Source organism: Rhodococcus sp. DN22, from assembly GCF_036669995.1.
GTDB classification, from domain to species: Bacteria; Actinomycetota; Actinomycetes; order Mycobacteriales; family Mycobacteriaceae; genus Rhodococcus_F; species Rhodococcus_F erythropolis.
This window is the reverse complement of the sequence record NZ_CP133326.1, coordinates 5,117,376-5,143,588: the sequence shown is the minus strand read 5'-3', so window position 1 is coordinate 5,143,588 and position 26,213 is coordinate 5,117,376. Positions and strand designations below refer to the sequence as shown.

The 26,213-nt window shown below is 62.2% G+C and carries 24 protein-coding genes, 4 tRNA genes and 1 riboswitch; of the genes, 15 read left to right on the top strand and 13 right to left on the bottom strand.

The window, feature by feature from the left end:
- Nucleotides 1-22 precede the first annotated feature (22 nt).
- The 5 genes from phoU to RA302_RS23455 all read right to left on the bottom strand — a co-directional run bounded on the left by phoU (nt 23) and on the right by RA302_RS23455 (nt 6,162).
- Nucleotides 23-718 (bottom strand): phosphate signaling complex protein PhoU, encoded by a 696-nt coding sequence (phoU, locus tag RA302_RS23475; protein WP_003940130.1) that lies wholly within the window; start codon nt 716-718, stop codon nt 23-25.
- A gap of 72 nt (nt 719-790) precedes the next feature.
- Complete coding sequence (locus RA302_RS23470; protein ID WP_030535253.1) at nt 791-2,821, bottom strand: LCP family protein; 2,031 nt, start codon at nt 2,819-2,821, stop codon at nt 791-793.
- Nucleotides 2,822-2,971: 150 nt separating this feature from the next.
- A complete protein-coding gene (dusB, locus tag RA302_RS23465) occupies nt 2,972-4,114 on the bottom strand; it encodes a tRNA dihydrouridine synthase DusB (protein WP_003939756.1) in 1,143 nt (380 codons plus the stop codon).
- An 81-nt stretch (nt 4,115-4,195) separates the two neighbouring features.
- The gene (locus tag RA302_RS23460; RefSeq protein WP_003940492.1) at nt 4,196-5,155 is read right to left on the bottom strand and encodes an acyl-ACP desaturase; all 960 of its coding nucleotides are present in this window, start codon (nt 5,153-5,155) and stop codon (nt 4,196-4,198) included.
- Nucleotides 5,156-5,286: 131 nt separating this feature from the next.
- The gene (locus RA302_RS23455) at nt 5,287-6,162 is read right to left on the bottom strand and encodes a LysR family transcriptional regulator (protein WP_030535254.1); all 876 of its coding nucleotides are present in this window, start codon (nt 6,160-6,162) and stop codon (nt 5,287-5,289) included.
- Between the two features lie 147 nt (nt 6,163-6,309).
- Between RA302_RS23455 and RA302_RS23450 the strand changes: the two genes are divergently transcribed.
- Nucleotides 6,310-7,494: an MFS transporter gene (locus RA302_RS23450; protein ID WP_167349871.1), complete on the top strand. Its 1,185-nt coding sequence runs from the start codon at nt 6,310-6,312 to the stop codon at nt 7,492-7,494.
- A gap of 56 nt (nt 7,495-7,550) precedes the next feature.
- Here RA302_RS23450 and RA302_RS23445 read toward each other — a convergent pair whose 3' ends face one another.
- Nucleotides 7,551-8,141, bottom strand: coding sequence for a DUF937 domain-containing protein (locus RA302_RS23445; protein ID WP_003940105.1), 591 nt, complete (start codon nt 8,139-8,141; stop codon nt 7,551-7,553).
- Between the two features lie 99 nt (nt 8,142-8,240).
- The gene (locus tag RA302_RS23440) at nt 8,241-8,687 is read right to left on the bottom strand and encodes a hypothetical protein (RefSeq protein WP_003939955.1); all 447 of its coding nucleotides are present in this window, start codon (nt 8,685-8,687) and stop codon (nt 8,241-8,243) included.
- A 99-nt stretch (nt 8,688-8,786) separates the two neighbouring features.
- On the opposite strand from RA302_RS23440, the gene RA302_RS23435 reads away from it, so the two are divergent.
- Together RA302_RS23435 and RA302_RS23430 are read left to right on the top strand one after the other, a co-directional pair.
- A complete protein-coding gene (locus RA302_RS23435) occupies nt 8,787-9,164 on the top strand; it encodes an MmcQ/YjbR family DNA-binding protein (protein WP_007733864.1) in 378 nt (125 codons plus the stop codon).
- 45 nt (nt 9,165-9,209) lie between these two features.
- Entirely contained in the window at nt 9,210-9,794 is a 585-nt protein-coding gene (locus RA302_RS23430) for a hypothetical protein (RefSeq protein WP_003940111.1), read from the top strand.
- Between the two features lies 1 nt (nt 9,795).
- Here the strand turns inward: RA302_RS23430 and RA302_RS23425 are convergent, their stop codons facing one another.
- The 3 genes from RA302_RS23425 to RA302_RS23415 form a co-directional block, all read right to left on the bottom strand.
- Nucleotides 9,796-10,995, bottom strand: a complete 1,200-nt coding sequence (locus RA302_RS23425; protein ID WP_080712683.1) for a low temperature requirement protein A — start codon at nt 10,993-10,995, stop codon at nt 9,796-9,798.
- Between the two features lie 84 nt (nt 10,996-11,079).
- On the bottom strand, nt 11,080-12,168 hold the full coding sequence (locus RA302_RS23420) for an NAD(P)-dependent alcohol dehydrogenase (protein WP_030535257.1): 1,089 nt from the start codon (nt 12,166-12,168) through the stop codon (nt 11,080-11,082).
- 29 nt (nt 12,169-12,197) lie between these two features.
- Nucleotides 12,198-12,671 carry a DUF4334 domain-containing protein gene (locus tag RA302_RS23415; protein WP_007733878.1) on the bottom strand — a complete coding sequence of 158 codons (474 nt, stop codon included), beginning with the start codon at nt 12,669-12,671 and terminating at the stop codon, nt 12,198-12,200.
- Between the two features lie 121 nt (nt 12,672-12,792).
- On the opposite strand from RA302_RS23415, the gene RA302_RS23410 reads away from it, so the two are divergent.
- The 3 genes from RA302_RS23410 (at nt 12,793) to RA302_RS23400 (ending at nt 14,777) form a co-directional block, all read left to right on the top strand.
- Entirely contained in the window at nt 12,793-13,335 is a 543-nt protein-coding gene (locus RA302_RS23410) for a TetR family transcriptional regulator (protein WP_030535258.1), read from the top strand.
- 273 nt (nt 13,336-13,608) lie between these two features.
- Nucleotides 13,609-13,863, top strand: coding sequence for a hypothetical protein (locus RA302_RS23405; RefSeq protein WP_007733879.1), 255 nt, complete (start codon nt 13,609-13,611; stop codon nt 13,861-13,863).
- A gap of 62 nt (nt 13,864-13,925) precedes the next feature.
- Complete coding sequence (locus tag RA302_RS23400) at nt 13,926-14,777, top strand: alpha/beta fold hydrolase (RefSeq protein ID WP_030535259.1); 852 nt, start codon at nt 13,926-13,928, stop codon at nt 14,775-14,777.
- Nucleotides 14,778-14,865: 88 nt separating this feature from the next.
- Here RA302_RS23400 and RA302_RS23395 read toward each other — a convergent pair.
- From RA302_RS23395 to RA302_RS23385, 3 genes are all read right to left on the bottom strand, one after another.
- A tRNA-Lys gene (locus RA302_RS23395) sits at nt 14,866-14,938 on the bottom strand.
- Nucleotides 14,939-14,950: 12 nt separating this feature from the next.
- The gene (locus RA302_RS23390) at nt 14,951-16,342 is read right to left on the bottom strand and encodes an MFS transporter (RefSeq protein WP_030535260.1); all 1,392 of its coding nucleotides are present in this window, start codon (nt 16,340-16,342) and stop codon (nt 14,951-14,953) included.
- Nucleotides 16,339-16,830, bottom strand: a complete 492-nt coding sequence (locus RA302_RS23385) for a MarR family transcriptional regulator (RefSeq protein WP_007733882.1) — start codon at nt 16,828-16,830, stop codon at nt 16,339-16,341. The genes RA302_RS23390 and RA302_RS23385 overlap by 4 nt, the downstream gene beginning before the upstream one ends.
- A 405-nt stretch (nt 16,831-17,235) precedes the next feature.
- Between RA302_RS23385 and RA302_RS23380 the strand changes: the two genes are divergently transcribed.
- From RA302_RS23380 to ftsW, 9 genes are all read left to right on the top strand, one after another.
- The gene (locus RA302_RS23380) at nt 17,236-17,889 is read left to right on the top strand and encodes a TetR/AcrR family transcriptional regulator (protein ID WP_003940323.1); all 654 of its coding nucleotides are present in this window, start codon (nt 17,236-17,238) and stop codon (nt 17,887-17,889) included.
- Nucleotides 17,890-18,001: 112 nt separating this feature from the next.
- Nucleotides 18,002-18,074: transfer RNA gene (locus RA302_RS23375), tRNA-Glu, on the top strand.
- Between the two features lie 135 nt (nt 18,075-18,209).
- A tRNA-Asp gene (locus tag RA302_RS23370) sits at nt 18,210-18,283 on the top strand.
- A 70-nt stretch (nt 18,284-18,353) separates the two neighbouring features.
- Nucleotides 18,354-18,430: transfer RNA gene (locus RA302_RS23365), tRNA-Phe, on the top strand.
- A gap of 241 nt (nt 18,431-18,671) precedes the next feature.
- Complete coding sequence (locus RA302_RS23360) at nt 18,672-20,300, top strand: ABC transporter substrate-binding protein (protein WP_030535261.1); 1,629 nt, start codon at nt 18,672-18,674, stop codon at nt 20,298-20,300.
- Nucleotides 20,301-20,479: 179 nt separating this feature from the next.
- Nucleotides 20,480-20,575: riboswitch (SAM riboswitch) on the top strand.
- Nucleotides 20,576-20,579: 4 nt separating this feature from the next.
- Complete coding sequence (locus RA302_RS23355; protein WP_030535262.1) at nt 20,580-21,659, top strand: LLM class flavin-dependent oxidoreductase; 1,080 nt, start codon at nt 20,580-20,582, stop codon at nt 21,657-21,659.
- A 29-nt stretch (nt 21,660-21,688) separates the two neighbouring features.
- Nucleotides 21,689-23,083: an NtaA/DmoA family FMN-dependent monooxygenase gene (locus RA302_RS23350; RefSeq protein WP_030535263.1), complete on the top strand. Its 1,395-nt coding sequence runs from the start codon at nt 21,689-21,691 to the stop codon at nt 23,081-23,083.
- Nucleotides 23,084-23,152: 69 nt separating this feature from the next.
- Nucleotides 23,153-24,514, top strand: a complete 1,362-nt coding sequence (locus tag RA302_RS23345; protein ID WP_080712684.1) for an MFS transporter — start codon at nt 23,153-23,155, stop codon at nt 24,512-24,514.
- Nucleotides 24,515-24,738: 224 nt separating this feature from the next.
- Nucleotides 24,739-26,115: a putative lipid II flippase FtsW gene (gene ftsW, locus RA302_RS23340; RefSeq protein ID WP_007733895.1), complete on the top strand. Its 1,377-nt coding sequence runs from the start codon at nt 24,739-24,741 to the stop codon at nt 26,113-26,115.
- The last annotated feature ends 98 nt before the right edge of the window (nt 26,116-26,213 follow it).

The following is a 26,213-nucleotide window of genomic DNA, read 5'->3' as shown; positions in this document are numbered from 1 at the left end:
TTACTCACGTGGACGGTTGGGTTCAGAGATCCGGGTACGAGGTGAGGTTGTCGACCTTCTCGGTGGTTTCGGGCTCTTCGGGCAGCTTGCCGGTCACCAGGAAGATGACACGTCGGCCGACCTCGACGGCGTGGTCGGCGAATCGCTCGTAGAAGCGGCCGAGCAGCGTGACGTCGACTGCGGCGGCAACGCCGTGCTTCCACTCACGGTCCATGAGGACGGTGAAGAGGTGGCGGTGGAGGTCGTCCATCGCTTCGTCTTCTTCGCGCAGACGGGCAGCGCGCTCGGGGTCGCGGGTCTCGAGGACGACCTTGGCGGCCGCACCGATGGAGACAGCGATGCGTCCCATCTCGGCGAAGTAGCCGTTGACCTCTTCAGGAAGCACGTGGTTGGGATGTCGGCGGCGCGCGATCTTGGCGACGTGCAGGGCGAGTGCGCCCATGCGGTCGATGTCGGCGACGATCTGGATTCCGCTGACCACCGAGCGCAGATCTCCGGCAACGGGAGCCTGCAAGGCGAGCAACGCAAACGCGCGCTCCTCGCAGATGGTGCTGAGTTCGGTGATCTTGTCGTGTTCGCCGATTACTTGTTCTGCCAGGGACAGGTCTGCCTGGAGCAGGGACTGGGTGGCGCGCTCCATAGCGGCACCTGCCAGTCCTGCCATCTCGCCGAGCGTGTCTGCAAGCTCGGTCATCTGTTCGTTGTAAGCCACGCGCATGAGGTCAGAGCCTACGTGCCGTGAAAGACCAAGTCACAAGCACCAGGTGAACGCAAGGTGAATGAACGCGTGTCAGTCGCAGGTGGTGTCGCCGGCGTTGACGCTGGCGATGTCGGCGGGCAGAGCCGTCGAGGTGCTGGTGTCGACCGACGTCGGATTTGCCGCCAGGATGGTTCCCGGGTCCGCGGGGGCGACGACGGTGCCGGCGAAATTGCTTCCGACGACGACCTCGATCATGTCTCCCATGCTCGGAGCGAGAACCAGAACCGCGCCGGGAATCGAGGACGCGACGGTCACCGCTTCAGCCTCGTAACCTGCGGCGTAGCGCACGACGGTGGTCGACGCTTGGGCATTCGCCAGGCCGGTGGCTGCGCTGAAGTTACCGACTGTGGAGATCTGGAAACCGTAAGCCGCGAGGCTGTCGGCGATCGTCGCGGCCAGCCCGGCGATTCCCGACGCGTTGGAGACGTCGACCGAGATGTTGTAGGCGCTCATTGCCTCGACGGAAGTGGCGGCCGGCGGCGTGCTGGACGTAGGCGCGGTTGTCGTGGAACTGGTCGACGACGGTGTGGTGTCCTCGCGCTCTTCGCCCGGAAGCGGATCGTCGTCGATGATCGCCTGGAAGAGGGACTTGATCTCGTCCGTGCGAGGAATCTCGTTGCCCCAGTCGTTGGTGCCGTCCGTGGGGACCGTCAAGAACGTGACCGCGCCTGCGTCGACGTTCTGGAGCGAGCGACCGAGGGTGACCAGTGACTTGGTGTCGATGTTTTCGACGAACGTGTCGCTGGTGAAGGCGTTGATGAATCCGTTGAGCTTGCTCGGATTCAGGAGGACCTGGTTGGACAGGGCCGAGCGGAGCAGCGCCGACAGGAACTTCTGCTGGCGGGTGATGCGCCCGTAGTCGCCGTTGCCCTCGGCTTCGACGTGGCGAGCACGCACGTAGTTGAGGGCGGTACGGCCGTCGAGCATCTGCGTGCCGCCGGAGGCGAGGACGGTTCCGAGGATGCCGTCTTCGATCGGTCCGGGGGAGCAGACGTTCACACCGCCGACGGTGTCGACCATGCGCTCGAAACCGGCGAAGTCCATTCCGACGAAGTGCCCGATTTTCAGGCCGGACATCTTCTGGATGACCTTGACCAGGCATTTGGGGCCACCGAGTGCGTATGTCGCATTGAGTTTGTCGCCGCTCGCCGCCGGGAAGGTTTCGCTGGTGTACTTGCCGGCGTCGTTGTCCCATCCCTGACAGATCGGACGTTCGACGTCGAGGTCACGCGGGAAGGAGACGGCGACGACGCGGCTTCGGTCGGCGGGAATGTTCACCAGCATGACCGTGTCGGCTCGGGCGCCTTCGGCGTCTTCGACGGTTCCGGCGCCGATCTCACCGCTCGCACCGGCGCGGGTATCTGTGCCGATGATCAGGTATGTCTCGTCGCCGAGTTGACCACCGGCGTCGATGATGTCGTCGGACTCGGTGTCGAGTGCCGCAATCTGATCGAATCCGCCTTCGACCGAGCGCAGATAACCCCACACGACGCCGGTCAATGCGAGAGACATGACGGCCAGGAACGCTACTGCCGATCGGCCGATCACTTTTGCGCGATGGCGGCGGCGAATCTTGCTTTGCGCCAGACGAGTGGCGCCGGTGTCACCGACTACCCGCGGCACTGCGGAGGTGACGGGATGTTCTTCGGTGATCCAGTCCGCAGCGGCGGGCGGAACGGTCGGACGGGCGGGAATCGGCCGGGCCGGGGGCGGCGACGACGCTGCTGAAGATTGAGTCTTGGGTGGTACGGATTTGTTCGGCGCCGGCTTGGGCGGCGCAGCCGGGGCTGGTGGCGGCTTCTTGTCGCCTACCCGACGGACCAACTCGGCGACCGAAACGGAGTCGTCGGTCGGAGGCGAGTCCCGTCGCCCGGTACGTCCACTGCTGCGACGCTCCGGGGGACTGGGTGGTTGCGGTGTTGGTCGCTGGGGTGTGGCAGGGCGCTGGGGCGTTGCCGGTTGGTCCGGTCGGGCGTTGCGGAAGCGCTTGTCTGCGAGCGGACGTTCCCAGGGGGCGCGGCTCTCGGGCGGAGGTGGGCCCGAATCGTGATCATCACCCACCGATGCAACCTGTCCCGTCGTCGACTGTCAGTAACTCGTCATTCAGATGCCGGCGTCAACCGGTTGTCGACGAAGCTGGAGCCATATTACTGGTGAATCCTGAGTGCTTCACTCAGAAAGTGATGTGAGTAATCCGACGGCGTGTTTTCGCTAGCCGCCAGAGTGCATCATGTCAGCTCCCACCGGCACAAGGTCGTCTTCGGGATCGTCGAGCCAACCTTCCGGGAGTGCTACCTGACCGGGTGAGCCTTGGCGTCCGCGCGGGCCTTCGGCGTCCTTGGGGAACGGGACGTCGTGGTCGAGCTGTCCGAGCAGATCGTCCAGTTCGGACAACGTGCTGACCAGAGCCATCGAGACCCGCAGATCCGATCCGACCGGGAACCCACGCATGTACCAGGAGACGTGCTTGCGAAGTTCGCGCAGACCCTTCATTTCACCGTGATGTGCGGCGAGCAGTTGGGCGTGACGGGCGATGATCTTGGTGACTTCGCCGAGCGTCGGCGGCGTGGCGATCTGTTGTCCGTTGAGAGCTGCGCTGAGTTCCGCGAACAGCCATGGCCGTCCGAGGCAGCCGCGTCCGACGACGACGCCGTCGCAGCCGGTCTCGTTCATCATGCGGGCAGCATCCGAGGCGTCGAAGATGTCGCCGTTGCCGAGGATCGGCACGTCGGTGACGTGTTCCTTGAGGCGCGTGATCTCGTTCCAGTCAGCAGTGCCGGAGTAGCGCTGCGACGCGGTACGTGCGTGAAGTGCGACGGCAGCGGCGCCTTCAGCTGCGGCGATCCGGCCTGCGTCGAGGTGCGTGTGATGTTCGGGGTCGATGCCGACGCGCATCTTGACGGTGACCGGAATGTCGGTGCCTTCGGTGGCGCGCACGGCTGCCGCGACGATCTGACCGAACAGTCGACGCTTGTACGGTAGCGCCGATCCGCCGCCCTTGCGGGTCACCTTGGGTACCGGGCAGCCGAAGTTCATGTCGATGTGATCGGCCATGTTCTCGTCGACGATCATCTTGGCCGCGGCGTAAGTCGTATCCGGGTCGACGGTGTACAGCTGCAGCGACCTGGGCGTTTCGGTCGGACCGAACGTGGTCATGTGCATCGTGGCGGGTTGGCGTTCGACGAGCGCGCGGGCGGTGACCATCTCGCAGACGTAGAGCCCGGACGTGCTGCCTGCACGTTCGAGTTCGAGTTCACGGCACAGCGTGCGGAAGGCGACGTTGGTGACGCCCGCCATGGGTGCGAGGACCACGGGGCTGTGCAGCTCGAGTGAACCGATACGAAGGGATGACATGTCTACCTCTGAACAAATACTTGTGACAATTGGAAGTGCCCGGTACCGAATCCGGTACCGGGCACAGAATAGCTGGTGAAACTAAGAAGCCTGCTGTTCGCGCTTGGCGGCTTCGCGTGCGAGCATGCGATCGCGCTGTTCCTCGAACTTCGTCGCGTTGGCGGCGAGTGTCTCGAGGAAGGCCGCCAACTCTTCGCGCGTGTTCTCGCCTTCGGCGCTGAAATCGTTGCGCTCGAAGATGTTCCACTTACGCAGGACAGGCCAGACGACCTCGTCGAGGTGCTGGCGAAGGTCGTAGATGCCGTGCTTGGCCATGAGGGCGCCGTTGCGGCGGAAGTTCGGCATGCCGGCACCGGGCATCTGGAAGTTCTGGACGATGTTCGCCACAGCCTTGAGCGCCTGATCGGGAGCAAGATCGAGCGCGGCGGCGCAGATGTTGCGGTAGAAAATCATGTGCAGGTTCTCGTCGGCGGCGATGCGCTGAAGCATCTTGTCGGCAATCGGCTCGTCGCAGGCCTTGCCGGTGTTGCGGTGGCTGACGCGCGTCGCGAGTTCCTGGAAGGTCACGTAGGCGACCGAGTGCAGCAGGCCGGCGTCGCCCTCGTCGATGGGTGCGCTGTAACCGTTTGTCATGTGTTCCATGCGGAAGCGCTCGAGCTCGACGGGGTCGACTGCGCGCGTGACGACGAGGTAGTCACGCATCACGATGCCGTGGCGGTTCTCCTCGGCGGTCCACCGGCCGACCCACGTTCCCCAGGCACCGTCCTGCGAAAAGTTCTCGGCGATCTCACGGTGGTACGACGGCAGGTTGTCCTCGGTGAGCAGGTTGGTGATCATCGCGGCGCGAGCTACCTCGCCGAGTTGTGACTGTTCGAGACTCCAGTCTTCACCACCCATGGCTGCGAAGTTACGGCCCTCGTCCCACGGAACGTAGTCGTGTGGATGCCATTCCTTGGCCATGGAGATGTGGCGGTTGACGTTCTCCTCGGCAACCGGCTGCAGCTCTTGTAGCAGCTCCAGCTGCGTCAGAATCCTCGTCATTTCTTGCCTCCATGTTGAGTGAATGCGCGACTTCGCCCCAGCCTACGGCACCGTAGGTTTGAAAAGAATGGCATGAAAATTGCTCCCCTCGAGGGATGTTACCGATCCGTAGTTATCCGGGGGCACTTTCACTACCAAGTCGTTCTTTCGACGTAGTCGCGGAAAGTCCGGGCGGGATCGGACAGCTCGCGGCTCTTCGACCAGATCAGCCCTATTTTTCGCTGTGCTCCTTCGATCGGTACGTAGACGACTCCTTCGGCCCAGATCGGTGGATCCTGAACCGGCATGATGGAGACACCGAAGGACGCGGAGACCAGTCCGCCGACCGTTGCCAGCTCGCTGCTCTCGAAGACGAAATTCGGAGTGAATCCTGCGGCCGCGCACAGTTCATCGAGAATTCTTCGCATCCCGAAGTTCGGATGCATACCGATGAACGGTTCGTCGGCCGCGTCCGCAAGCTCGACCGAATGCAACTTCGCAAAGCGATGATCAGCCGGAACAGCCAATGCCAGTGACTGCTGGGCGATCTGCATCCACGCCACCTGCGGATCGCGCGGCTGAGGCGAGACGACGGCCAGGTCGGACGTGCCGGCGGCGATTCTGTCGACCAGGAACTGCGCGCTGTCCTGATGCAGTTCGAATCGCACTCCGGGATGCTCGACGCGGTATCCGCGCAGCATGTGCGGCACCAACCAGGTGCCGAACGAGTGGAGGAAGTCGAGCCGGACCGTGCCGCTCTCGGGGCTCGCCAGCGACTGGATTTCGGTCTGCGCGGCGTCGAGGGCACGCAGTGCGATGCGAGCATGTCGATAGAGGATCTCGCCGTACCGGTTCAGTTCGAGTCGGCGTCCCTGACGGTCGAAGAGTGTCACGCCGATCTGTCGTTCGAGGCGTGCGAGTTTGCGCGAAAGGGTCGGTTGCGACAGGTGAGTCAGATCCGCGGTAGCGGTCACCTGTTGGGTTTCGGCGAGCACGACAAACCATTCGAGGTCTTCGGTCAGCATCACGAACCCAATCTATATACCTCTGGAGCATATAGAACACCAAGTTTATGCATTTTCTTTTGCCGAGTCTGGGCGGGAGGATTCTTACCGGAGGTAAGTGATGCCTGGAGGTACGTGGTGACTGTCGAGAATGTGATCGAATCCGAAGTGATGCCGCTTCGCCGCGGAACATCGGGATATCGAACCGTGACCGTTGCGTTGTTCGCGGCCGGGCTGTCGACGTTCATCTCGATGTACGCGGCACAGGCGTTGCTGCCTGCGTTCGCCGAAGACTTCCACGTCTCGCCTGCGGTGTCTGCGCTGTCCGTCTCGGCGACGACGGGCATGTTGGCGTTGGCAATCATTCCGGCCAGTGCGCTCTCCGAGCGGTTCGGTCGCACACGGGTGATGATCGCGTCGGCGTCGGCGTCCTGTGTGATCGGTTTACTTCTACCGCTGAGTCCGACGATCGAGGTTCTGCTGGTCGGACGCGCAGCACAAGGATTGGCTCTGGCCGGTGTCCCGGCGGTGGCGATGGCCTATCTGGCCGAGGAGGTCGATCGGAAGGACCTCGGTGCAGCGATGGGAAGGTACGTCGCCGGCACGACGATCGGTGGGCTGATCGGACGGCTCGTGCCGTCGGCCGTCGTCGATTTCAGTACGTGGCGTTGGGCGCTGTTGACTGCGTCCGCGCTGTCGGCATTGTTCGCGCTCAACATGATCCGGCGGCTTCCCGCGTCGAAGTTCTTTCGCCCGCAACCGATATCGGCGCGCACGATCGCGTCGAATCTACGACGCCACCTTGCGAACCCGTCGCTGCGAACACTCTTCGCTTTGGGATTCATCCTGATGGGCGGCTTCGTGTCGATTTACAACTTCCTCGGGTTTCGGCTCACGGCAGCACCTTTCGGCCTTCCTGAAGCGCTTGTGGGCCTGGTGTTCCTTTTCTACCTTGCCGGAACTTTCACCTCGGCGGTAGCCGGCGGGGCCTCTGACCGACTGGGTAGGCGCAGCGTGCTGCTCGGGTCGGTTGTCGTCATCGGTATCGGCCTGGCACTGACCGTTCCGGACAATCTGGCGTTGACGCTCGTGGGGATGCTGCTCTTCACCGGAGGATTCTTCGCCGCACATTCGGTGGCCAGCGGTTGGGTGGGGCTGATCGCTACCGATCACCGGGCCGAGGCGTCGGCGTTGTATCTGTTTGCCTACTACGCGGGTTCGTCCGTGGCGGGCGCCCTCGCGGGTCTTGCATACGCGGGTGGCGGTTGGGTCGGGGTCAGTACTTTTGTGGGCGCGCTGCTGTTGGTTGCGTTTGCCTTGTCACTGAGGATGTTTCGATCTTCGACGATTGACTGAACAGAGCACTGCGGCGACCCCGAACGGGATCGCCGCAGTGCGTTCTGTCGAGCGTCTTACTTCTTGCCTCCGCCGAGGAGGCCGCCGAGCAGGTCTCCGAGGCCGCCGCCACCGGATCCACCCAGGATGCCGCCGAGTGCGCCGCCGATGCCGCCGCCGGAATTGCCGCCGCCGCCGAGAATTCCGCCGAGGAGATCCCCGAGCCCGCCGCCACCGGAGGCCTGAGTCTGCGCGCCGGCACCGCCACCGGTGAACTGCTTGGCGAGGTAGGCCAGGACGATGGGAGCGAGGATCGGCAGCAACTGCTTCACCAGATCGTTTCCACCGCCGCCACCGACACCGCCCAGTGCGCTGGCGACCTGATCGGTGTTGCCGCCGAAGATGTTCGAGACGATCTTCTGACCGTCAGCGGTGTCGACTTTGCTGATGTCGACGCCGTCGTCGAGAAGGCTGGTGTCGGCGTGAGACTGCAACGCGCTTTCCAGCGAGGCTGCACCGGCGGGATCCTGCGCGTTGGCGCCGAGGCCACCGACGAGGGTCGGAAGTGCAGTCTTGACCGCCGATTCGGCAGTTGCCTGGTCGACGCCGAGTTGCTGCGCGATCTGGTCGATGGGGATCTGGGATAGAAGGTCGTCAAGCGATGCCATTGATGCCCTACCTCTTCTGGGGTACTACTCGTCAGTACCCGGCTGTTGCAGACACTAGTGAATGTCGGCGTCGACGGTAACCCTCCGGTTGCCGAGCGGTCAGGCTCGGGTCTTCTCGCGGGGGACCAGGCACGCTAGGAGAGCGAGAATCAGTCCGCCGGCCGTCAGAATGAATCCTGTCTGATTTGTCAGGATCGTGGAGTAGTTTTCCCTGATGACATTGTCGAACTGATCGTTCACGCGGTAGTAGAACGTGCCAAGAGTCCCCAATCCCACGATAATTCCGATCCATGCTGCGATGCGAGAACCGAACAATGCGGCGATCAGAATCAATACGGCGGCGGCGAGCAGAAGTATCGCCATCGACCGGTAGAAGGTCACGGACTGATCGCCGAGTTGCTCGATTGCCCACCCTGCCGGAAAGCCGTCCCGCAGGTCCTCGAGGCGAACATTGTCGGGTTTGACCCCGGCCAGTACGTACATGAACGAGCCGACGGCAACGGCGATTCCACAAATGAGCAGAACGAGATGAACTAACGTGCGCATGCCAGTCTCCCTGTGTTCGGAGTTCGGTGACGCGGTCGTCGCCGAGCCTAGCTGTGTCGCGGGTGTCAAGCTCGGTATCGAGCGTGCAGAATCGTCTCCATGCCCGACAACATGCGTCGACTCGAAGAGATCTCGCTGTCGCTGCCGGAAGCGGAGCGCGTCGACATCGAAGCGTGGGACGGCCACCCGACGTTCCGGGTCCGCGGCAAGAACTTCGTGTTCTGCAACGTCGAAGCCACCTCCTTGACCGTCAAGCTGAGCAAGGAGGAAGCCGAAGCGGTGGTGGCCACCGAACCAGGCGCAAGTGCTGCGGGCTATGGACTCGGTCGACACGGGTGGGTTGCACTCGACATCGGCACCGACGTTTCCGAGGAGAAATGGTCGCAACTGGAGGAGTGGATCTACACCTCGTTCACCCTCGTTGCGCCGAAGCGGCTTGCCCGGATCGTTCTCGATGCGGATGAGGAACGCCCGTAACGGATAGATTCGTCAGTACAGACGCCGACTAGACGAGGAATTGTCATGACGACACCGGAAACTTCACCGGCCACCGCAAAACCGGGCATGCCGCCGTGGGCGAAGAAGGCCATCGGGATCGCAGTGATGGCGGTGGTCCTGGTCATCGCTTACTTCATCCTTGCCGCCTTCCTTCCGCGTTGGTGGGCGCAGCGCATTGCGTCGTTGGCGAACGGCAGTTTCAGCGCCGGAATCGCGTGGGGGCTGCTGTTCGGTCTCGTGTGCACCCTGGTCCCGCTCATCTTCTTCCGGGCGGTCTGGCAGGTGCGCAAGCGCAAGCATGCTCGAATCATGCAGATCACGGCTCTCGCGTTGGGTGTGATCTTCGCGCTGCCGAATCTGCTCTCTCTGACAGTTGTTCTCGGCAACAACAACGCTGCGCATGCGGGCGAGCGGATCCTCGACGTCGACGGCCCCGGATTCCGCGGAGCATCCGTTGTCGGTGCCGTCCTGGGCGTTGCGTTGTTCCTTGGACTTGTCGCGCTCGGCTACATGTACAAAAAGCGTGGAAAGGATCTCGACAAGATGCGCGGTGAGCTCAAGCAGCACGAGCCGCAGAGCAAGGGCGAGGCTCCGGCTCCGGAAATCTGAGTCAGCTCTTCGACCGAGTACTCAGGCCGACACCGACTCCGACGGTTCCCGCCGCCACCAGTCCGGCGAGCGGGACCGCCCAGTGTCCGGCAAATGTGCAGGCGAGAACCAGGATTGCGCTCACCGGTAGAACAGCCTGCTCGATCCTGTCACGCTTGAAGTGTCGTGAGTGCATGAGCCACACGAAGATCAGGAACATCGCGGCGGGGATCGTGACCGCGGCAGATGCTGCGAACGTCGAAATGTGCGCTTCGCCAACTGCTTCCTCGACGGCTACTTCGATGCCGGCGCCGATGGCCGCAGCGGATCCGAATACGAAGTAGTGCCCGTATCCCCACAACAGGACGGCGCGATTGCCTGGGTCTGCGAGGTACTCGTGGATCGGGACGGCGAAGTAGATCCACAACGCGGAGAACACGATCAGAACTCCGCCGACGGCAATCGGAATCAGTAGATCGGCGGCGTCGAAATCCCGGATGCCGGATTGGACCGCGATGGTCGCGGCAGCGATGGTTTCGCCGAGCATGATGATGGTGAAGAGGCCGTAGCGTTCGGCGATGTGATGCGGGTGCCACGGCGTCTGGTGGTTGCGTTCGGCGATCGCCGGCACCGCGAGTTCGGCGATCATGAGAACGAAGAAGCCCGGAATCCACGCCGACGCCGGCATCAGGAGCAGCACGATCCAGCCGGCCTGGACGATCACGAGCCCGGCGGCATATTGCAGAGCAGTCGTTCGCGCTGCACCGGATTCACCGCTGGCGGCTCGAAGCCATTGGCAGGTGAGCGCAATTCGCATGATGAGGTAGCCGACGATGGCCGTCGTACGGTCGGTTCCGTCGAATGCGTCGGGGATTCCGGCGGCGAAGACGAGCACGCCACAAATCTGTACGAAGGTCGCGACCCGGTAGGGGACGTCGTCCGTGTCGTAGGCAGACGCGAACCAGGTGAAGTTCACCCACGCCCACCACAGCGCGAAGAAGACGAACATATAGCCGGCGATGCCGTCGGCGTAGTGGCCCTCGGCAACAGCATGCACCAGTTGAACTCCGGCCTGTGCGGCTGCAACCACGAAACACAGGTCGAAGAACAGTTCGAGTGGTGTCGATGCGCGATGGTTCTCGTCGCGGCTGCGTGCGCGCATCCGGATGATCGGCATAACGGCCCGGCCGTGGCCCGCGCCCGTACTGGTGTGTTCTGTCATCGTCCCCACCTTGCTCCGACGTCTAGTGCAGGAGCGCAGTCTAGGGCGAATTCCGTCGGGTCGACGAATGAGACATTTCGCCCCTCACCACACGAGAACGGGTTTGATGACGCGCCCCGACGCTTGATCTTCGACGGCTTTGTTGATGTCGGAGAAGGCGTAGCGCGTCACCAAGCGGTCGATCGGAAACCGGCCACCAGTGAAGAGCTCGACGAGTTCGGGGATGAACGTCGAGACTTCCGACTCTCCTTCGATGCATCCTCGAATTGTCTTTCCGCTCAGCATGATGTCGGCCATGTTCATCTCGACCGTGGACGCTCCGAGTCCGACTACCGCCAGTGTTCCCCGTGCTCGAAGTGATGTGACGGCTTGATTGATCACGGAGCCGATTCCGGTCGTGTCGAGGGAATGTGTCGAACCTCCGTCGGTGGCGGCGCGTACTGCTTCGACCGCGTCCTCGGTGGTCGGATCGACAGTGACGGCGCCGAATTCCTCGGCGAGTTCGCGCCGCTGCGCAACGGGGTCCACGGCGACCAGGGTGGAAACGCCGGCAGCCCTCGCCGCCAGCAGCGCTGCGAGTCCGACGCTGCCTGCCCCGAAAACGGCAAACGTCGAGTCGGGCTCGGGGCGAAGTAGATTCAGCACTGCACCCGCGCCGGTTTGAAATCCGCAGCCGAGGGGAGCCGCGACGGTCAGGTCCACCGCAGGATCGACGACGACGGTGTTGTCGGCAGAGGCGATGACGTATTCCGCGAAGCTGGACTGGCCGAAGAAGGCGGACCGTAGCGGGGTTCCGTCTCGCCGGATCGGCGTCGAGCCGTCGGTGCGTGCGCCAGAGCTGTTGAGCGCGTGTGAGCTTTCGCAGTACGCCCGATGACCGCTGAGACATTGCCTGCACGCACCGCAACTGCGATAGCTCAACAACACGTGATCGCCGGGCACGACCTTGTCGATCGCCGAGCCGACGGCCTCGACCACCCCCGCCCCTTCGTGCCCGAACACGCAGGGGCCGAGTCGTTCCGGTAGCACCGACTTCGTGAACAGATCTGTGTGGCACAGGCCGGTCGCGACGATGCGAACCAGGATCTCGTCTGCGCGGGGTTCGTCGATCTCGACGGTGTCGAGTGTGAAGGGGGAGTGCGGGCCGTGTGAGAGCGCCGCTGTCATCTGCATGGCGGACGTCGAATTCTGTTCGGCGCGAATCACGCTCGCTCGAGCAGGAAGTAGTAGTGCTGTCCGCCGTCGAGAACCAACGCCGATTTTCCGTTCATGATGCCCATGAGCGTCGAATCGTCGACTTTCTTGAAATGGTCGAAGATCGGCGCGCCGTCGTAGACCATCGTCGCCGTGACTTCGCCACGAAACTCGATGTTCCACAGACTTGCCTCGCCATTGCCGCTCTTGACGTCGGAGTAGAGGTTGCCGTCTTCGTCTCGGCAGATCAACGGCTTGGCGTCCTCGACCGAGTTGAAGGTCTTGCCGTACCAACGGCTCGCGAACAGCTTTTCGTGAAGACGGTGACCGGTGGCGAAGTCGTCACCCTTCCACTCGCCGAGGATTTCTTCGGCGGCGACGGTTTCCAGTGCGGCCCACACCTCGTCGAGTTCTGCTGGTGATACACCACTTTCCGCAGCACGGAGCCGGGCGAAAGCAGTTCGGGCTTCGTCGAGATTCATGTCTCTCCTCGAGTTGACGGTAAGTGGCACGACTTGTTCGCGAACCAAATTGTTCGTCAACTCTGCACGCTACGCCGAACCGGATGGTTCGGCAACGGTCGATTCGTTCTAGGCTGTGAACATGCGCTCAGCAGGGGAAGCTACGAGGGACCGCATTCTGGCGGCCGCAAAGGACGAATTTGCCACGTACGGGCTGGCCGGCGCGCGGATCAATCGGATCGCCGCGCAAGCGCGTGCCAGCAAAGACCGTCTCTATGCGTACTTCGCAAGCAAGGAAGAGTTGTTCGCTGCCGTGACCGAACAGTGGACGTCCGAAACAACAGCGGAGACAGCACTTCGAGGTGACGACTTGCCGGGCTATGCAGGTCGCCTCTTCGACAACTACGTTGCCCATCCCGAGAACGCCCGATTGCAGCAATGGGCGGATCTCGAAGCGCCGGACGTCATGAGCGAGGACGACATACGAAGCAAGACCTTCCGGCCTAAAGTTGCGGAAATCCGCAAGGGGCAGCTCGAGGGGCACATCGACCCCGCGTGGAATCCCACGGAGTTGATCCTGCTGATCACGGATATCGCCCGGATGCTCGCGCTCAAGTCGTCTCGTTCCATCCCTCGACGTCGGGAGGCGGCAGTCGAGGCGGTTCGGCGTTTGATTGTGGCTTAGCGAGTCCAAACGCGAACGTCCACGCCCGTCGCTGTGTGGTTGCCCGGATTTACGGATTTCTCAGTAACGGTGCGTACGTTGGGCGTCGGCTCGTTGACGCCCTCGGGATGTTGACGTGCCGCCAAAACTTTTGTCGTCGACTGTTCAGATGCTGGTGAGCAAAAGGATCGCGGCCGGCCACCCTGACTGAATATCGTCGACGCCGAGCGTGTTCCTTCGGTGCGCGCACCTGTTCAGCATCTGGAGTGGACCCGTGTCGAAGTGGCTGTGCATATGAAGATCTCGAAGAAGGTAGCGCTGGTCGTTGTGGCTGCTTGCGCCCTGACGTTGGGATCGGCGCAAGTCGGAACCGCCCGCGCGGATGCGCCGGTCAAGGTCAGCGTGGCCGGTCATGTGGTGAGCGCCGGGCACTTCGAGCAGGTGCGGCGCCCCAACCGGTGTGTGAAGGCCGGGACGGGGAAGTCGAAACCGAGCGAGCAGAAGTCCACGAATCGCAGTGGGCGTCGAGGCAGCGGGGGATGCTTCTGACAGTGATTGCGAAGTTCCGCAATCAGCCGTCGCAAATCTGTAACACGTTCTAATCTTGCGGTATGGACGTGACTTACGAAGGGACCAAACGCGAAGTCGCTACCGACAGGGGGACTTTGCGCTATCACGAGGCGGGCGATGGTCCGCCGTTGATCCTGTTGCACGGCTCCGGGATCGGCGTGAGTGGATGGCGGAATTACCGGGGGAACCTCGAGGTGTTCGCAAAGCACTTCCACTGCTACCTCCTGGAGTTCCCGGGGTTCGGCGTGAGCGATGCCGTCGACGGTCATCCAGTTCTCACGGCAACCTCGGCGGTGGTTCGATTCATGGATGCGCTGGGAATCGAATCCGCTGCGATGATCGGCAATTCGATGGGCGGAGTTGTCGGGGTCAACGTCGCGATGAGGTTCCCTGACCGCGTCCGCAGATTGGTCACCATCGGAGGCGTGGGCCCGAACATCTTCAGTCAGAACCCGAGCGAAGGTACGCGTCTCCTCCAGGAATTCGCCGACGCTCCCAGCCGTGAGAAGTTGGTTCGCTGGCTCGAGTGCATGGTTTACGACAGATCCGTGATCACCGAGGAGCGGATCGAGGAACGATGGCAAACGGCCAACGATCCGGCCTCGCACCAGGCATTGACCGCGATGTACGGATCCAAAGCCTTTGCCGCTCAGCAGCAGATGATGTCCAACTCGGATGTGCCGCCGTACTGGTCGATGATGCACAAGGTGCAATGCCCGACCTTGCTGACATGGGGACTCGATGATCGGCAGTGTCCGCCGGACATGCCGATGATTCCGATGCGACTGATTCCGAACGCCGAACTGCATGTATTTCCGAACTGCGGGCACTGGGTGATGATCGAAGCCAAGGAGGCATTCGAGCGCGTGACCCTCGAGTTCCTGCTTCGATGACCTGCTGTTGCATTCATGTGGCACGAATCGATGTGGCACGAATGCACAAGACCCGGCGCCTCTGAATGAGGCGCCGGGTCTGTGTTTGTGCCCCCAGTAGGACTCGAACCTACGACCTGCGGATTAAAAGTCCGTAGCTCTACCAACTGAGCTATAGGGGCGCGGCGCAGAGTCTAACGGGACCGCAGAGTCCGTGAAAACACCACCCCCACCAGAAGGGCGATTCCGATGACGGCGATGGTCCCGCCAGTGCGATGCAGACCCGCGTCGTCGATGGTTCCGCGCATGGTCAGCTCGATGACGACGGCCGCAAGGTTGGCGCCGATGTACTGGATTGTTCGGTAAAGACCGATCGCAGTTCCGACGTCGGCGGAGGTGGTCACCGAGTTGATCAGGTTCTGGTTTCCCATGTTGTTGAAGCCGTTGGGAATGCCCAGGATCGCCGCAATCAGCAGGAGTGCCACAAGGGGAGTCGAACTCGATTCGACAAAGGCAATCAGAATCCCGCCGACAGCCAACGCGGCGGTGCCGATCAGGAGGGTGATTCGTGCGCCGAATTTCCCGTACACCCTGGACGCGGACATGGTCGCGAAGATCCCGACCGCAGCGACAGGCAGCATGAAGAGCCCGGCGCTGATCGGTGACATTCCGCGGGCTACCTGTAGCCACTGGGGGAGTCCGAAGAAGATGCAGTAGAACGCTGTGTAAGTCAGCAGGGTCCGGCCGAGAGTCATGCTCAGTGCGCGGTTTCGGACGACGGCGCGGACGTCGATGAACGCCGAGGCCGTTCGACGTTCCCACCAGACGAACAGGAACGCGAAGAGGGCCGTCGACGGGACGAGGTACCACTTCGCGTGCTCGGCGAGAGAGAGGAGAAAGAGCATCGTCGATGTCGTCAGAGCGAGAAACAGGGTGATCCCGAGTGGGTCGAGAGATTTGAACAACGCAGCGGCGCCGGCCCGGTCGGGCAGGGCGGAGTCGCTCGGGGCGGCGAAGAAGACCCATACGGCAGTGACGACGACAAGCGGGAGGTTCACCCACATGATCGATTGCCAACCGAGTGTGCCGACCAACAACCCGCCGAGAGTGGGCCCCAGCGCGACGACCGATTGAGCGCAAATGGTGAGTGTTGCTATAGCTGAACGGGTTTGAGTCCGGTGGCGGTCAGCGTATTCGCGGATGACGGTCATCGCGTTCGGATACTGTGTCGCCGTGCCGATTCCGAGCAGGATTCGTGCGGCGATCAGCCAGCCCAGCGACGGGGCGAGCGAGCCCAGGATCGATCCGGCAGCGATCAGGCCCAATCCGGCGAGGTAGACGCGTTTGGCGCCGAGGATCGATCCGAGTCGACCAGCCGCCGGCGCCGTGACCGCAGTCGCGATGTAGAGGGCCGAGATGACCCACGCTGTGCCTGAACTGGAACCGAAGTATGTGGCGATCGGGACGATTGCCACCGCAATCATCGACGAGTTCAGCGCTTGAAGAACGGTTCCGGAGCCGAGAGCAAGACTCAGTTTCAGTGGAACGGGAGTTTGGGGGGTCGGCGTTTCGACGACGGTGGTCACGAGTTCATCAGTGACTCCTCTGATATCGATGTCGATGCTGGGGACTCGCCCTGGCCGAGTCTTCGCAGGATTCGGCCGGCGATCAGAAGCAAGTCACGCTCGGCTTCGGTGCACTCGGCGTCGATGACCTCGGCCAGCCACTCTGTTCGTTTCGTTCGGTCTTCGTGAAGGGTCGATGTGCCGAGTTCGGTCATCGTGACCAAGACCGCGCGGCCGTCCGATGGATCCGCCCTTCGCGTCACCATGCCCTGCTCTTCGAGCGCGGCCACGGTCTTTGCGATTGATTGCGGCGTGACGCGCTCGAATTTTGCCAATTCTTTGGCGGTCGACGGACCTTGTCGGTCGAGGTGGCCGAGGGCCTGGATCTGGCTCGGCGTGAGCTTGTGGTCGTTGCGTTTGGTGCGTAGACGTCGGACGAAGGCACCCAGATCGTCCCAAAGTACGTCGATCTCGTCTCGAGCCTTGCTGCGACCCTCTCCAACGTTCATTTAGACAGTCTAACTGTGTTGTTTCGATGCTGCCAGCACGGTTTCGACGGAAAAGGGGGAATAAACAATTGCACTAGTTGTTTAAAACCTTGGGACTGCTGTCCATCGGTCGGCGAAGCAGTTCCGTCTGCGAGGTCGAATTATCAGAATCTCGGGCACGAAAAAGCTCGGATGCGCACCCCCTGCGGCGCACCCGAGCGGCCAAAACCATACCACTTGGTGTCTTTTGGGCATAAAGTCGGTTCTTGTCCCCTGAACAGCCGATTGCGTCTAGTACTTTTGGCGGGTATGGCTCTAGTCCTTACGTAGGGTGTGTTGGAGGGGATATTGTGAAGTTTCGGGGGATGACAGGCGCCGATCACGGCGGCTCTGCGTACCAACTCTGCGAGAGGCACAACACCGTAAATGGCACGTCAACAAGAGCGTGCGCGGCGTACCCGCGCCGCCCTGGTCGAAGCGGCTGCAGTCGAATTCGCCAAGCGCGGCTATGCAGCTGCGTCGGTGAACACGATCCTCGAGGGCTCCCGCGCCACCAAAGGCGCCATGTATTTCCATTTCCAGTCCAAGGAAGAGTTGGCGCGAGCGGTTCTGACCTCGGCTATCGAAACCTTCACTGGAATTACTGATCGTTGGGCCAAGAGAACAGACCTCGATCCATTCGTCGCTTTGCACGGTCTCGTGCTCGACATTGCCGAGGTCTTCCGTGCCGAGGTAATCGTGCAGGCGGAATTCCGGCTGATCATCGAGCCCGAGTTCTACAAGGATGTGCAGTCCGGTGGTGGGCAGGTCTGGGGAAAGACCGCCTATGAGTTGGCATTGCGTGCCAAGGACGACGGTTTGCTCCGAGAGGACGCCGACCCGGACAAATTCACGCGTGTACTGGCAGCGAGCCTTGCCGGTCAGCGGTACATGGCAGACCTGATTGCCTCCAGTGGAGATCTGGGCGAGTGGTTCGAGGAGTCTCTCGAAGTAGTCCTCGAAGCCATGGCTACGCCGCAGTGGTTGGAGACGTTCCATCGTGACGGGTGGCCCCAAGTCGAGTTCCCTGACACTGAATAGTGCACTTTTCTACCCGTGAACAGGCGATTTGTGATTTCCGAATGCCGTGCCATAAGCTATCCAAGCTCCCAACGGAACGCCGTTGGGGTACTAGTTCGGAGAGATCCGGCGGGCCCCCTTCGTCTAGCGGCCTAGGACGCCGCCCTTTCAAGGCGGTAGCGCGGGTTCGAATCCCGTAGGGGGTACGTTTTGCGAAAGCGAAACGATGCAGTATGGTTTGACCCGCACGACACGCTTTGAGATGCACAAATGCCAGGCCAGGACAGTGGTTTGGGAGCGGCTCGAAGATGTAGTACGGTTTCACAGCAAGGAAAAAGCAAGGCCCTGTGGCGCAGTTGGTTAGCGCGCCGCCCTGTCACGGCGGAGGTCGCGGGTTCGAGTCCCGTCAGGGTCGCAAAGCTTTGTTCTCAATCAATCGGTTGAGAACAAAGCAATGCGATAGGCATTCGGTTCGGGTGCCGTCCGGCCAGGTAGCTCAGTTGGTACGAGCGTCCGCCTGAAAAGCGGAAGGTCGCCGGTTCGATCCCGGCCCTGGCCACCATAATTCTTTTCGACAAGCTCCAATCTCATGTTCTTCGAACATAAGGTTGGAGCTTTTTCGTATTCGGATGTCAGTCGCCGTCAACCACTCGGCCCGATCATCTCAGTTATGCGCATCCTTTGTCTCCGTGAATGTTTCCGGTCACCGGGAACGTGCTGGGCGTCACTCCACAGAGGACATCACTATTAGCCGATTGCGGCCGATCCGTGGCTGCGTCTACTGAAAGTGAGGTGGAATCTCCGTGTCGCACTCGAGATCTTGGCGCATCGGGAAAGTCAGCCGGGTCGCCGTCGCATTGTTCGGCACCGGGGTTCTGTTGGTGGGCTGCGCGAGCAACGGTGACGACAGCGGGACCGATACGACGACCGCGTCGGCGGACGTCGTGACCGGCATGGTCAACGAGCAGCCCGATCCGGGAACTGCGGTGGCCGGCGGGACCATGACGTACGGCGTACAGGTGCTCGTTCCCTCACTCGACCCGACGAAGACGGCCGCGCGCGGCGGTTCCGGCGGTGAGGCCTTCGCTGCTGTGTACGACGTCCTGATGAGTTACGACACTGCGAGCGGCGAGTTCGAGCCCAAGTTGGCTGAATCGCTCGAGACAGCCGACGACGGAGCCACCTGGACGCTGAAACTTCGCGACGGTGTGAAGTTCAGTGACGGCACCACCCTCGACGCCAACGCCGTGATCGCGAGCATCGATCGGTACAACGCGGGCAAGGGCAATGGCGCCGAACTGTGGCTGGCTTCGGTGGAATCGGCGCAGGCAAGCGGTCCGACGACGGTGGAATTCAAGCTGAAGACGCCGTGGATGCGCTTTCCGTCGATGCTCGCACTCGGGCACGGGATGATCGTCGCCCCGAGTTCGCAGCAGGGCGACAAGTTCACCGCCGTCGGAGCCGGACCCTTCACCGAAGATGTCTTCACACCGAGCGTCGAGCGAATCTTCAAGGCCAACCCGTCCTACTACGGCGGCGCCCCCAAGCTGGACAAGTTGCGGATGGTTGCGCTCAACGGTCCGCAGGCGAATCTCGAATCATTGAACAGCGGTCAGCTCGATGTCGCCTACATTCGCGGCCTCACGTCGGCGATCAATTCCGCCAAGTCCGCTGGCTACCCCGGCTACATCGACGTGCTCAATGCCGGTAGTGCCGAGATTATCAACAACCGTGAGGGCCGACCGGGCTCGGATGTTCGCGTCCGTCAGGCTATCGGCTACGCGCTCGACACCACGTTGATCGATCAGCGAGTGGAAAACGGTGAGGGACTGCCGGGCTCGGAGTTGTTCGGTCCGACGTCTCAATGGCATGTAGACACACCGGGTATTGCCTACGACCCCGAAAAGTCGAAGGAACTTCTGAATCAGGCGAAGGCAGACGGGTACGACGGCAGCCTCGACTACGTCGTTCTCAGTGAGCCGAAGGACCACGCGATCGGCCTCGCCGTGCAGTCACTGTTGCAGGCCGTCGGGTTCGAGGTGAACTTGATCTTGGCCAACAACGCCGGCGACATCGTGCAGAACGTCTACGTCAAGCACGATTTCGACCTCGCGCACGCGGGCATCGGAATGTACGAGTCGATTCTCGATCTCGGATTGTTCTCCACGACCAACAGCACCTCGATGGCGAATACTGCTGGATATGCGAACCCGGCGATGGATCAGCTGATCGCAGATCTACAACAGACCAAGGACAATTCGTCGACTCTTGCGATCATCGGCAAAATTCAGACGCTGTGGAACGAGACGGTTCCGTCGGCGCCGATCGGCGGGCTCACGTCGTTCTGGGCTTGGCAGAAGAACGTGCACGGTGTGGTTCCGACTGCAACCGGCATCATGCTGTTCGATCAGGCATGGATGGGCGCGAAGTAGCGTTCCAGCGCACACCGAGAGCTCCGTCCGACGCGAGTCGGGCGGGGCTCTTTCGTGTCTACGTCGGCTAGCGTTGCGCAACCCTTTCGATCAGGATGATTGTATTGAAATATGTTGTAGGTCAATATGATTCGACAAGCGCGATTTGACTTGCCCAGCGTGGCCCGCATAGATTGCATCCACCATCCAGAGTGGCTGAGAGACCTGGCTCGATGATGCCGCAGCAACCCGCTACCTAACCGCAGTGTGGGTGCTACCGCCAGGACCGATGGAGGACACATGACTGTATTTGCCGTGGGTATCGAACTGGACGGCGAGGGCACTCACCCCGCTGCCTGGCGCCGAAGCTCACACCGCCCGGACCAGCTGCTCACGGGCAAAGCCGTGCGCGATCGCGTCGCGGCTGCCGAGAATGCCGGCTTCACGTTCGCGACGTTCGACGATTCCATCCTCCCCCCGAGTGGTGACGTCGTCGGCCGCATCGATGCCGTCTCGAGGGCGTCGTACGTGGCGGCGACAACCAGCACGATCGGGCTGGTCCCCGTCGTCGGGACCACGTACGCCGAACCGTTTCATACGTCCTCGCAATTGGCGACGTTGGACTACTCCTCGCGTGGGCGTGGCGGCTGGCTTGCTGTTCCGGTCGAAGACGATGCCGCGGCGAGGGCGTGGGGGAGGGCTCCAGTAACAACGGAGTCGGCGCGTCAGCAAGAGCAGCGGGATTCGGTCACCGTTGTGACCGATCTCTGGGACTCGTGGGAGGACGACGCCGTCGTTCGTGACTATCTCAGTGGGCGTTTCCTCGAGCGTGATCGTCTGCATTACGTCAATTTCGAGGGCGACACGTTCTCGGTGAAGGGGCCCGCAATCGTTCCGCGGCCGCCTCAAGGCCAGTTGGTGGTGTTCGGCCGCTACGGCGAAATCGATCCACGCCAGCCGGATGTTGTTCTCGTTTCCGGTGATTCGGTGGAGACCATTGCACAGTCGGCTGCCAAGGCGCGCGATGAGGGCGCGTCATTGGTGGTCGCCGAGGTCGATGTGGCATTCGATACGCCGAATCTGTCTGCGGCGCAGCGGAGGACCGAGCTGAACTCGTACGGAAATGCCGTCGTCACCGGCCGACTGCTCCTGGCTGCAGATCCGGGGGAAGCGGCCGTGGTTCTGAAGGAATTGGCCGGACACCTCGACGGTGTTCATTTCCATGCTCTCGTGATCGACGAGGACCTTCCGGTGCTGGCCAAATTCGTGCTTCCGACGCTGTCCAAGGCCGGGTTGACGCGACGCCCGGTTCCGGGATCGACCCTGAGGGGCAACCTCGGTCTGCAGCGGCCCGCAAATCGATTCGCCCACTCCTCCTGACTTGACTTCGCGCTAAGGATATTTCGGCCATGACTGCATCACGCTCCGCCGTACCTCGACCCGACGCTCACGTTCACTTCGGTGTCTTCTTCCAGGGGGTCAACCACACCACCATCTGGTCCGATTCCGCGAGCGGATCCCAGATCGACTTCGAGACGTTTCGGCGGTTGGTACTCACCGCCGAGCGAGGTCTGTTCGACGCCTTCTTCCTCGGTGAAGGCCTGCGGCTTCGTGAACAGAACGGCAAGATTCTCGATCTGGATATCGCCGGCCGACCCGACGCCATTGCGCAGTTGGCCGCCCTCGCCGGTATCACCGACAAGATCGGGTTGGTCGCGACACAGAACACCACGTACAACGAACCGGCCGACCTTGCGCGTCGACTCTCCGGCCTCGACCTACTTTCCGACGGACGGGCCGGCTGGAATGCGGTGACCACCGACAACGCGTGGACGGGAGAGAACTTCCGTCGCGGTGGTTTCCTCGACCACTCCCTGCGCTACGAGCGTGCCGGGCAGTTCATCGAAACTGCGCGGGCACTGTGGGATTCGTGGGCCGACGACGCGATCTCGGATTCTCGTACGTCCGAGAACTGGTCTACCCCGGGTGCTGTCGGCGACGTGCGCAGACAGACTTCACAGTTCGACATCTCCGTGACGCCGACGCTTCCCCGAAGCCGCCAGGGGCATCCGGTCATCTTCCAAGCGGGTGATTCCCCGAGTGGACGCGATTTCGCGGCGACCCATGCCGACGTCATCTTCTCGCGACACGGGACTCATTTCGACGGCGCACTCGACTTCGCCGACGACATTCGGGCTCGGTTGCGTAAAGCCGGGCGACCGGAGGACGACGTCAAGATCTTGCCCAGCACGCAGATCGTGTTGGCGGAGAACGAGCCCGAAGTCGAGGAGAAGGCACGGTGGGTCCTCGAAGGCCAGTTCACCGGTCAGACTGCCCTCTCTCTCGTCGGACTGGTGTGGGGTAAGGACCTTTCCGATCGAGACCCCGACGGTCCACTCCCCGAGGAAGATCCGGTTGCCCGCCCGGTTTCGGAGACGCGCGGTTCCGCACGGGACGGCAACGACCCCATTGCGATCGCGCGTGAATGGCGTGCCCTTGCCGAGGCAAAGAATCTGTCCCTACGTCAGGTCGCCATCGAGACCTCGCAGCGTTCGGGTTTTGCGGGCACTCCGGGGCAGGTCGCAGATCAGTTGGTCCATTGGGTGCGCAACGGAGCTTCGGACGGCTTCAACATCTCGCCGTACCTGGTGCCGACCGGGCTCGACGAGATCGTCGACTGGTTGATCCCGGAACTGCAGGAGCGTGGGGCGTACCGCACCGAGTACTCCACGTCGACGCTGCGAGAGCACTTGGGGTTGCGACCGCCGCTCACGCGTCGGACCACGTCTGAAGCTGCGGGGTAACGGGTCCTGTCCCACACAGTCACAGCGACGGCCGAATCCACCAAGCTCGGTTCGGCCGTCCGCTGGGAAATCGTCGTCTGCGTAGCTGCGGGTTTCACCACCCTTCTCGATTCGGCGGTGCTCGGAATCGGGGTTCCGTCGATCCGGGCGTCGCTGGGCGCGTCGACCTCGGAGGTGCAGTGGATCCTTGCGAGCTATTCGCTGACTTTCGGCTTGGCCCTGGTGCCGGCGGGCCGACTCGGTGACGTCGTCGGGCGTAGACGCTTGTTCTTGGCGGGCCTGAGCATTTTCGCGGTGATGGGAATCCTCGGAGCGTGTGCGTCGGATCCGTCGATGATCGTGTTGGCCCGGCTGGGGCAAGGGACCGGCGCAGGCACCATCAGTTCGCAGGTGCTCGGCATCATCACCGACCGGGTGTCCGGAAAGGCTCGGGCGAAGGCGTTGGGCGCGTACAGCACCGCGGGTGGTCTGGCCGGCGTTTCCGGACCGATCCTCGGTGGCGTTCTGCTGAAGTATTCCGACGCCGACTTCGGATGGCGGTTGCTTCTCGTTCTCAACGTGCCGTTTGCTCTGATCACACTGATTCTGGCGTTTCGCTTTCTGCGCCGTGATCGAACCACCCGATCGGGCGCGTCGATCGATCCGGTTGGGCTGTGTCTGCTGGCGACTACGACCGGGCTCCTGTTGTGGCCCATCGTGACCCGGACCAGTGTTACTGTCGCCGCGGCTTTCCTGATCGGTGCGTTCGGCGCTGCCGTTGCCTTCTGGTTCTGGGAACGTCGGTACGCCGCACGCGGTGGGACGCCGGTACTGCTTCCGTCGTTGATCGCCTCTCGGGGATTTCGGCTCGGTACAACGGTTGCACTCTTCTGGTTCGGATCCATCCTCGCCGTCAACGCGGTGCTCAGCCTCTATCTGATCGAAGGTTTGGGCTTCGCCCCACTGAGTGCGGCGTTGATCATGACCGGTAGTTCACTCGCGATGGCCCTGACGTCGGCTTTCGGATGGCGGCTCGTTGCCAGGTTCGGCCGAAGTGCGGTGGTTTTTGCGATAGTCGGCGAGATTCTTGTCATCCTCGGCTACATCGCGGCGGTCAATCTGATTCCTCGGGAACATCTGATCCCGGTGCTGGTAGTCCTGGCGGTGTTGTCGGGAGTTGCCAGCGGCTTGGTCGACGCGCCCAATCGGGTGCTGACTCTCGAATATGCACCGCCGGGCGCGAACGGTGTTGCGGCGGGTTTCCTTCAACTGTCTCAGCGCCTGTCAGCGACCATCTCGCTGGCCGCGGTATCGGGGTTGTATCTCGGTGTACTCGGATGCTCGCCCGACGGATATGGACGTGCGTTCGGGATCGCGCTTGCCGTCTGCGTGGTCATGTTGACGCTCTCGTTGGCGGGGGCGGTGGCAGACCGACGCCGGCGAAGGACGTGACCTGGTATTTCGTGGGTCTACATGGACCTCGGGAGGCCGAGCCCGTGTGACTCATGGGACTTGTGTTACCCATGGGTTAGGAGTCGTGGGACGATACTTGTGTGGTGACCGGTCGCAGTGAAGACAAGCCCAACGGTCGCGGGAGTGGAGAGCCAGTTAACTCACCCCGTGGAGCGTCGGACAAACGTGACCGCACATCGACACCCTTCCGCGCTCGAACGGCGATGTGGACCAATCGGCCACTGTTCGATTTCCATATGATCGTCGGTCTGGTCGTGCTGATCGTCGCGTTCGGACTGCTGATGGTGCTGTCGTCTTCGGGCGTCGAATCCTATGTTCTGTCCGGGACGTCCTACGCCCGCTTCTGGCCGCAGTGCATGTTCGCAGCGATCGGTTTGGTGATGTTCGTGGCGGTCGTGCGGTTGCCGACCGAAACGATGCGTAGAGCCTCACCATGGCTGCTGATCCTGTGTCTTGTTCTGCTTGTCCTGGTGCTGATTCCAGGTATCGGCTCGGAACAGATGGGTGCTCGCAGCTGGTTCGTGATCGCGGGCATTTCCTTCCAGCCGTCGGAGCTGGCCAAACTTGCTCTGGCGATCTGGTCCGCAGCGACGGTTGCGTCGTTCATGAAGGCGCGGATGGACGTCAACCGCGCGCTGCCGGTGATCGGCGGTACGACGTTGCTGGTTCTGGTTCTGGTGGTGTTGGAGAAGGACCTCGGAACCACCATCACCATCGGCATCATCTTCATGTCGGTGCTGTGGTTCGGGCTGTTCCGGATGAAGACATTCATCAGCCTCACACTCGGTTCCGCAGTCGCATTTCTCGTGCTCGGGCTTACTGCTGGTTACCGCTCGGATCGCATCAAGGCTTTCCTCAATCCTGATCTCGACCCGCAGGGTTTGAACTTCCAGAGCACTCAGGCCAAGTACGCACTGGCGAACGGAGGCATCTTCGGTCGCGGTCTAGGACAGTCCGACGCCAAATGGAGCTATCTCCCGCAGGCGCACAACGACTTCATTTTTGCCGTGATCGGTGAAGAGTTGGGTCTGGTCGGCGCGCTGATCGTCGTCGCTCTCTTTGCCGCGGTTCTGATCGTCGGGCTGCGGATCGCGAAACGGTCCACTGATCCGTTCCTCAAAGTCATGACAGCGACGGCAACGACGTTGATCGTCGTGCAGGCGTTCATCAACATCGCCTACGTCGTCGGCCTGATTCCGGTGACCGGTCTGCAACTACCGCTCATCTCGGCGGGCGGAACGTCGATGATCACCACCCTGCTGATGTTCGGGCTCATCGCGCACGCAGCCTTCCGTGAGCCCGAGGCTGTCGCCTCGGCTGAGAGCAGCGGTCGCGGTTGGATACCGCTGGTCTTCGGCAAGCCTCGGTTCGGCATTGCCAAGAAGCCACAGACCGATCGACGGAGGCCGCCAGCTCGCCGCGCCCAGCCTGCTCCAACTGGGCAACGCCGACCGGAGCGACGGGCGCCGCAACCCGACAGACGCCGGGCTCCAGCTCCGGGCCGACGCGCACCCTCTCGCGACTGGTCGGAAGATCCACGTAGACGCGGCCGATCCGATCGGCCGCGGCGCGCTTCCTGATCTGGGCCAGTTCCACTGGCGGGCAGTTCGGAAGCGGGCAGTCATGCACCCGACAATTGCGTTGGGCGGCTACATTGGGAGTCGGCAAAACGACGTCT

Excerpts from the sequence above, each read along its gene's own strand:
- RA302_RS23445 (WP_003940105.1), bottom strand. The coding sequence starts at position 8,141 with ATGGCATCGCTTGACGACCTTCTATCCCAGATCCCCATCGACCAGATC.
- phoU (WP_003940130.1), bottom strand. The coding sequence starts at position 718 with ATGCGCGTGGCTTACAACGAACAGATGACCGAGCTTGCAGACACGCTC.
- RA302_RS23355 (WP_030535262.1), top strand. The coding sequence starts at position 20,580 with ATGACTGTATTTGCCGTGGGTATCGAACTGGACGGCGAGGGCACTCAC.
- RA302_RS23420 (WP_030535257.1), bottom strand. The coding sequence starts at position 12,168 with ATGCAGATGACAGCGGCGCTCTCACACGGCCCGCACTCCCCCTTCACA.
- RA302_RS23405 (WP_007733879.1), top strand. The coding sequence starts at position 13,609 with ATGAAGATCTCGAAGAAGGTAGCGCTGGTCGTTGTGGCTGCTTGCGCC.
- RA302_RS23430 (WP_003940111.1), top strand. The coding sequence starts at position 9,210 with ATGACGACACCGGAAACTTCACCGGCCACCGCAAAACCGGGCATGCCG.
- RA302_RS23450 (WP_167349871.1), top strand. The coding sequence starts at position 6,310 with ATGCCGCTTCGCCGCGGAACATCGGGATATCGAACCGTGACCGTTGCG.
- ftsW (WP_007733895.1), top strand. The coding sequence starts at position 24,739 with ATGTGGACCAATCGGCCACTGTTCGATTTCCATATGATCGTCGGTCTG.
- RA302_RS23435 (WP_007733864.1), top strand. The coding sequence starts at position 8,787 with ATGCCCGACAACATGCGTCGACTCGAAGAGATCTCGCTGTCGCTGCCG.
- RA302_RS23440 (WP_003939955.1), bottom strand. The coding sequence starts at position 8,687 with ATGCGCACGTTAGTTCATCTCGTTCTGCTCATTTGTGGAATCGCCGTT.
- RA302_RS23385 (WP_007733882.1), bottom strand. The coding sequence starts at position 16,830 with ATGAACGTTGGAGAGGGTCGCAGCAAGGCTCGAGACGAGATCGACGTA.
- RA302_RS23460 (WP_003940492.1), bottom strand. The coding sequence starts at position 5,155 with ATGACGAGGATTCTGACGCAGCTGGAGCTGCTACAAGAGCTGCAGCCG.
- RA302_RS23410 (WP_030535258.1), top strand. The coding sequence starts at position 12,793 with ATGCGCTCAGCAGGGGAAGCTACGAGGGACCGCATTCTGGCGGCCGCA.
- RA302_RS23350 (WP_030535263.1), top strand. The coding sequence starts at position 21,689 with ATGACTGCATCACGCTCCGCCGTACCTCGACCCGACGCTCACGTTCAC.
- dusB (WP_003939756.1), bottom strand. The coding sequence starts at position 4,114 with ATGTCATCCCTTCGTATCGGTTCACTCGAGCTGCACAGCCCCGTGGTC.
- RA302_RS23380 (WP_003940323.1), top strand. The coding sequence starts at position 17,236 with ATGGCACGTCAACAAGAGCGTGCGCGGCGTACCCGCGCCGCCCTGGTC.
- RA302_RS23400 (WP_030535259.1), top strand. The coding sequence starts at position 13,926 with ATGGACGTGACTTACGAAGGGACCAAACGCGAAGTCGCTACCGACAGG.
- RA302_RS23415 (WP_007733878.1), bottom strand. The coding sequence starts at position 12,671 with ATGAATCTCGACGAAGCCCGAACTGCTTTCGCCCGGCTCCGTGCTGCG.
- RA302_RS23425 (WP_080712683.1), bottom strand. The coding sequence starts at position 10,995 with ATGACAGAACACACCAGTACGGGCGCGGGCCACGGCCGGGCCGTTATG.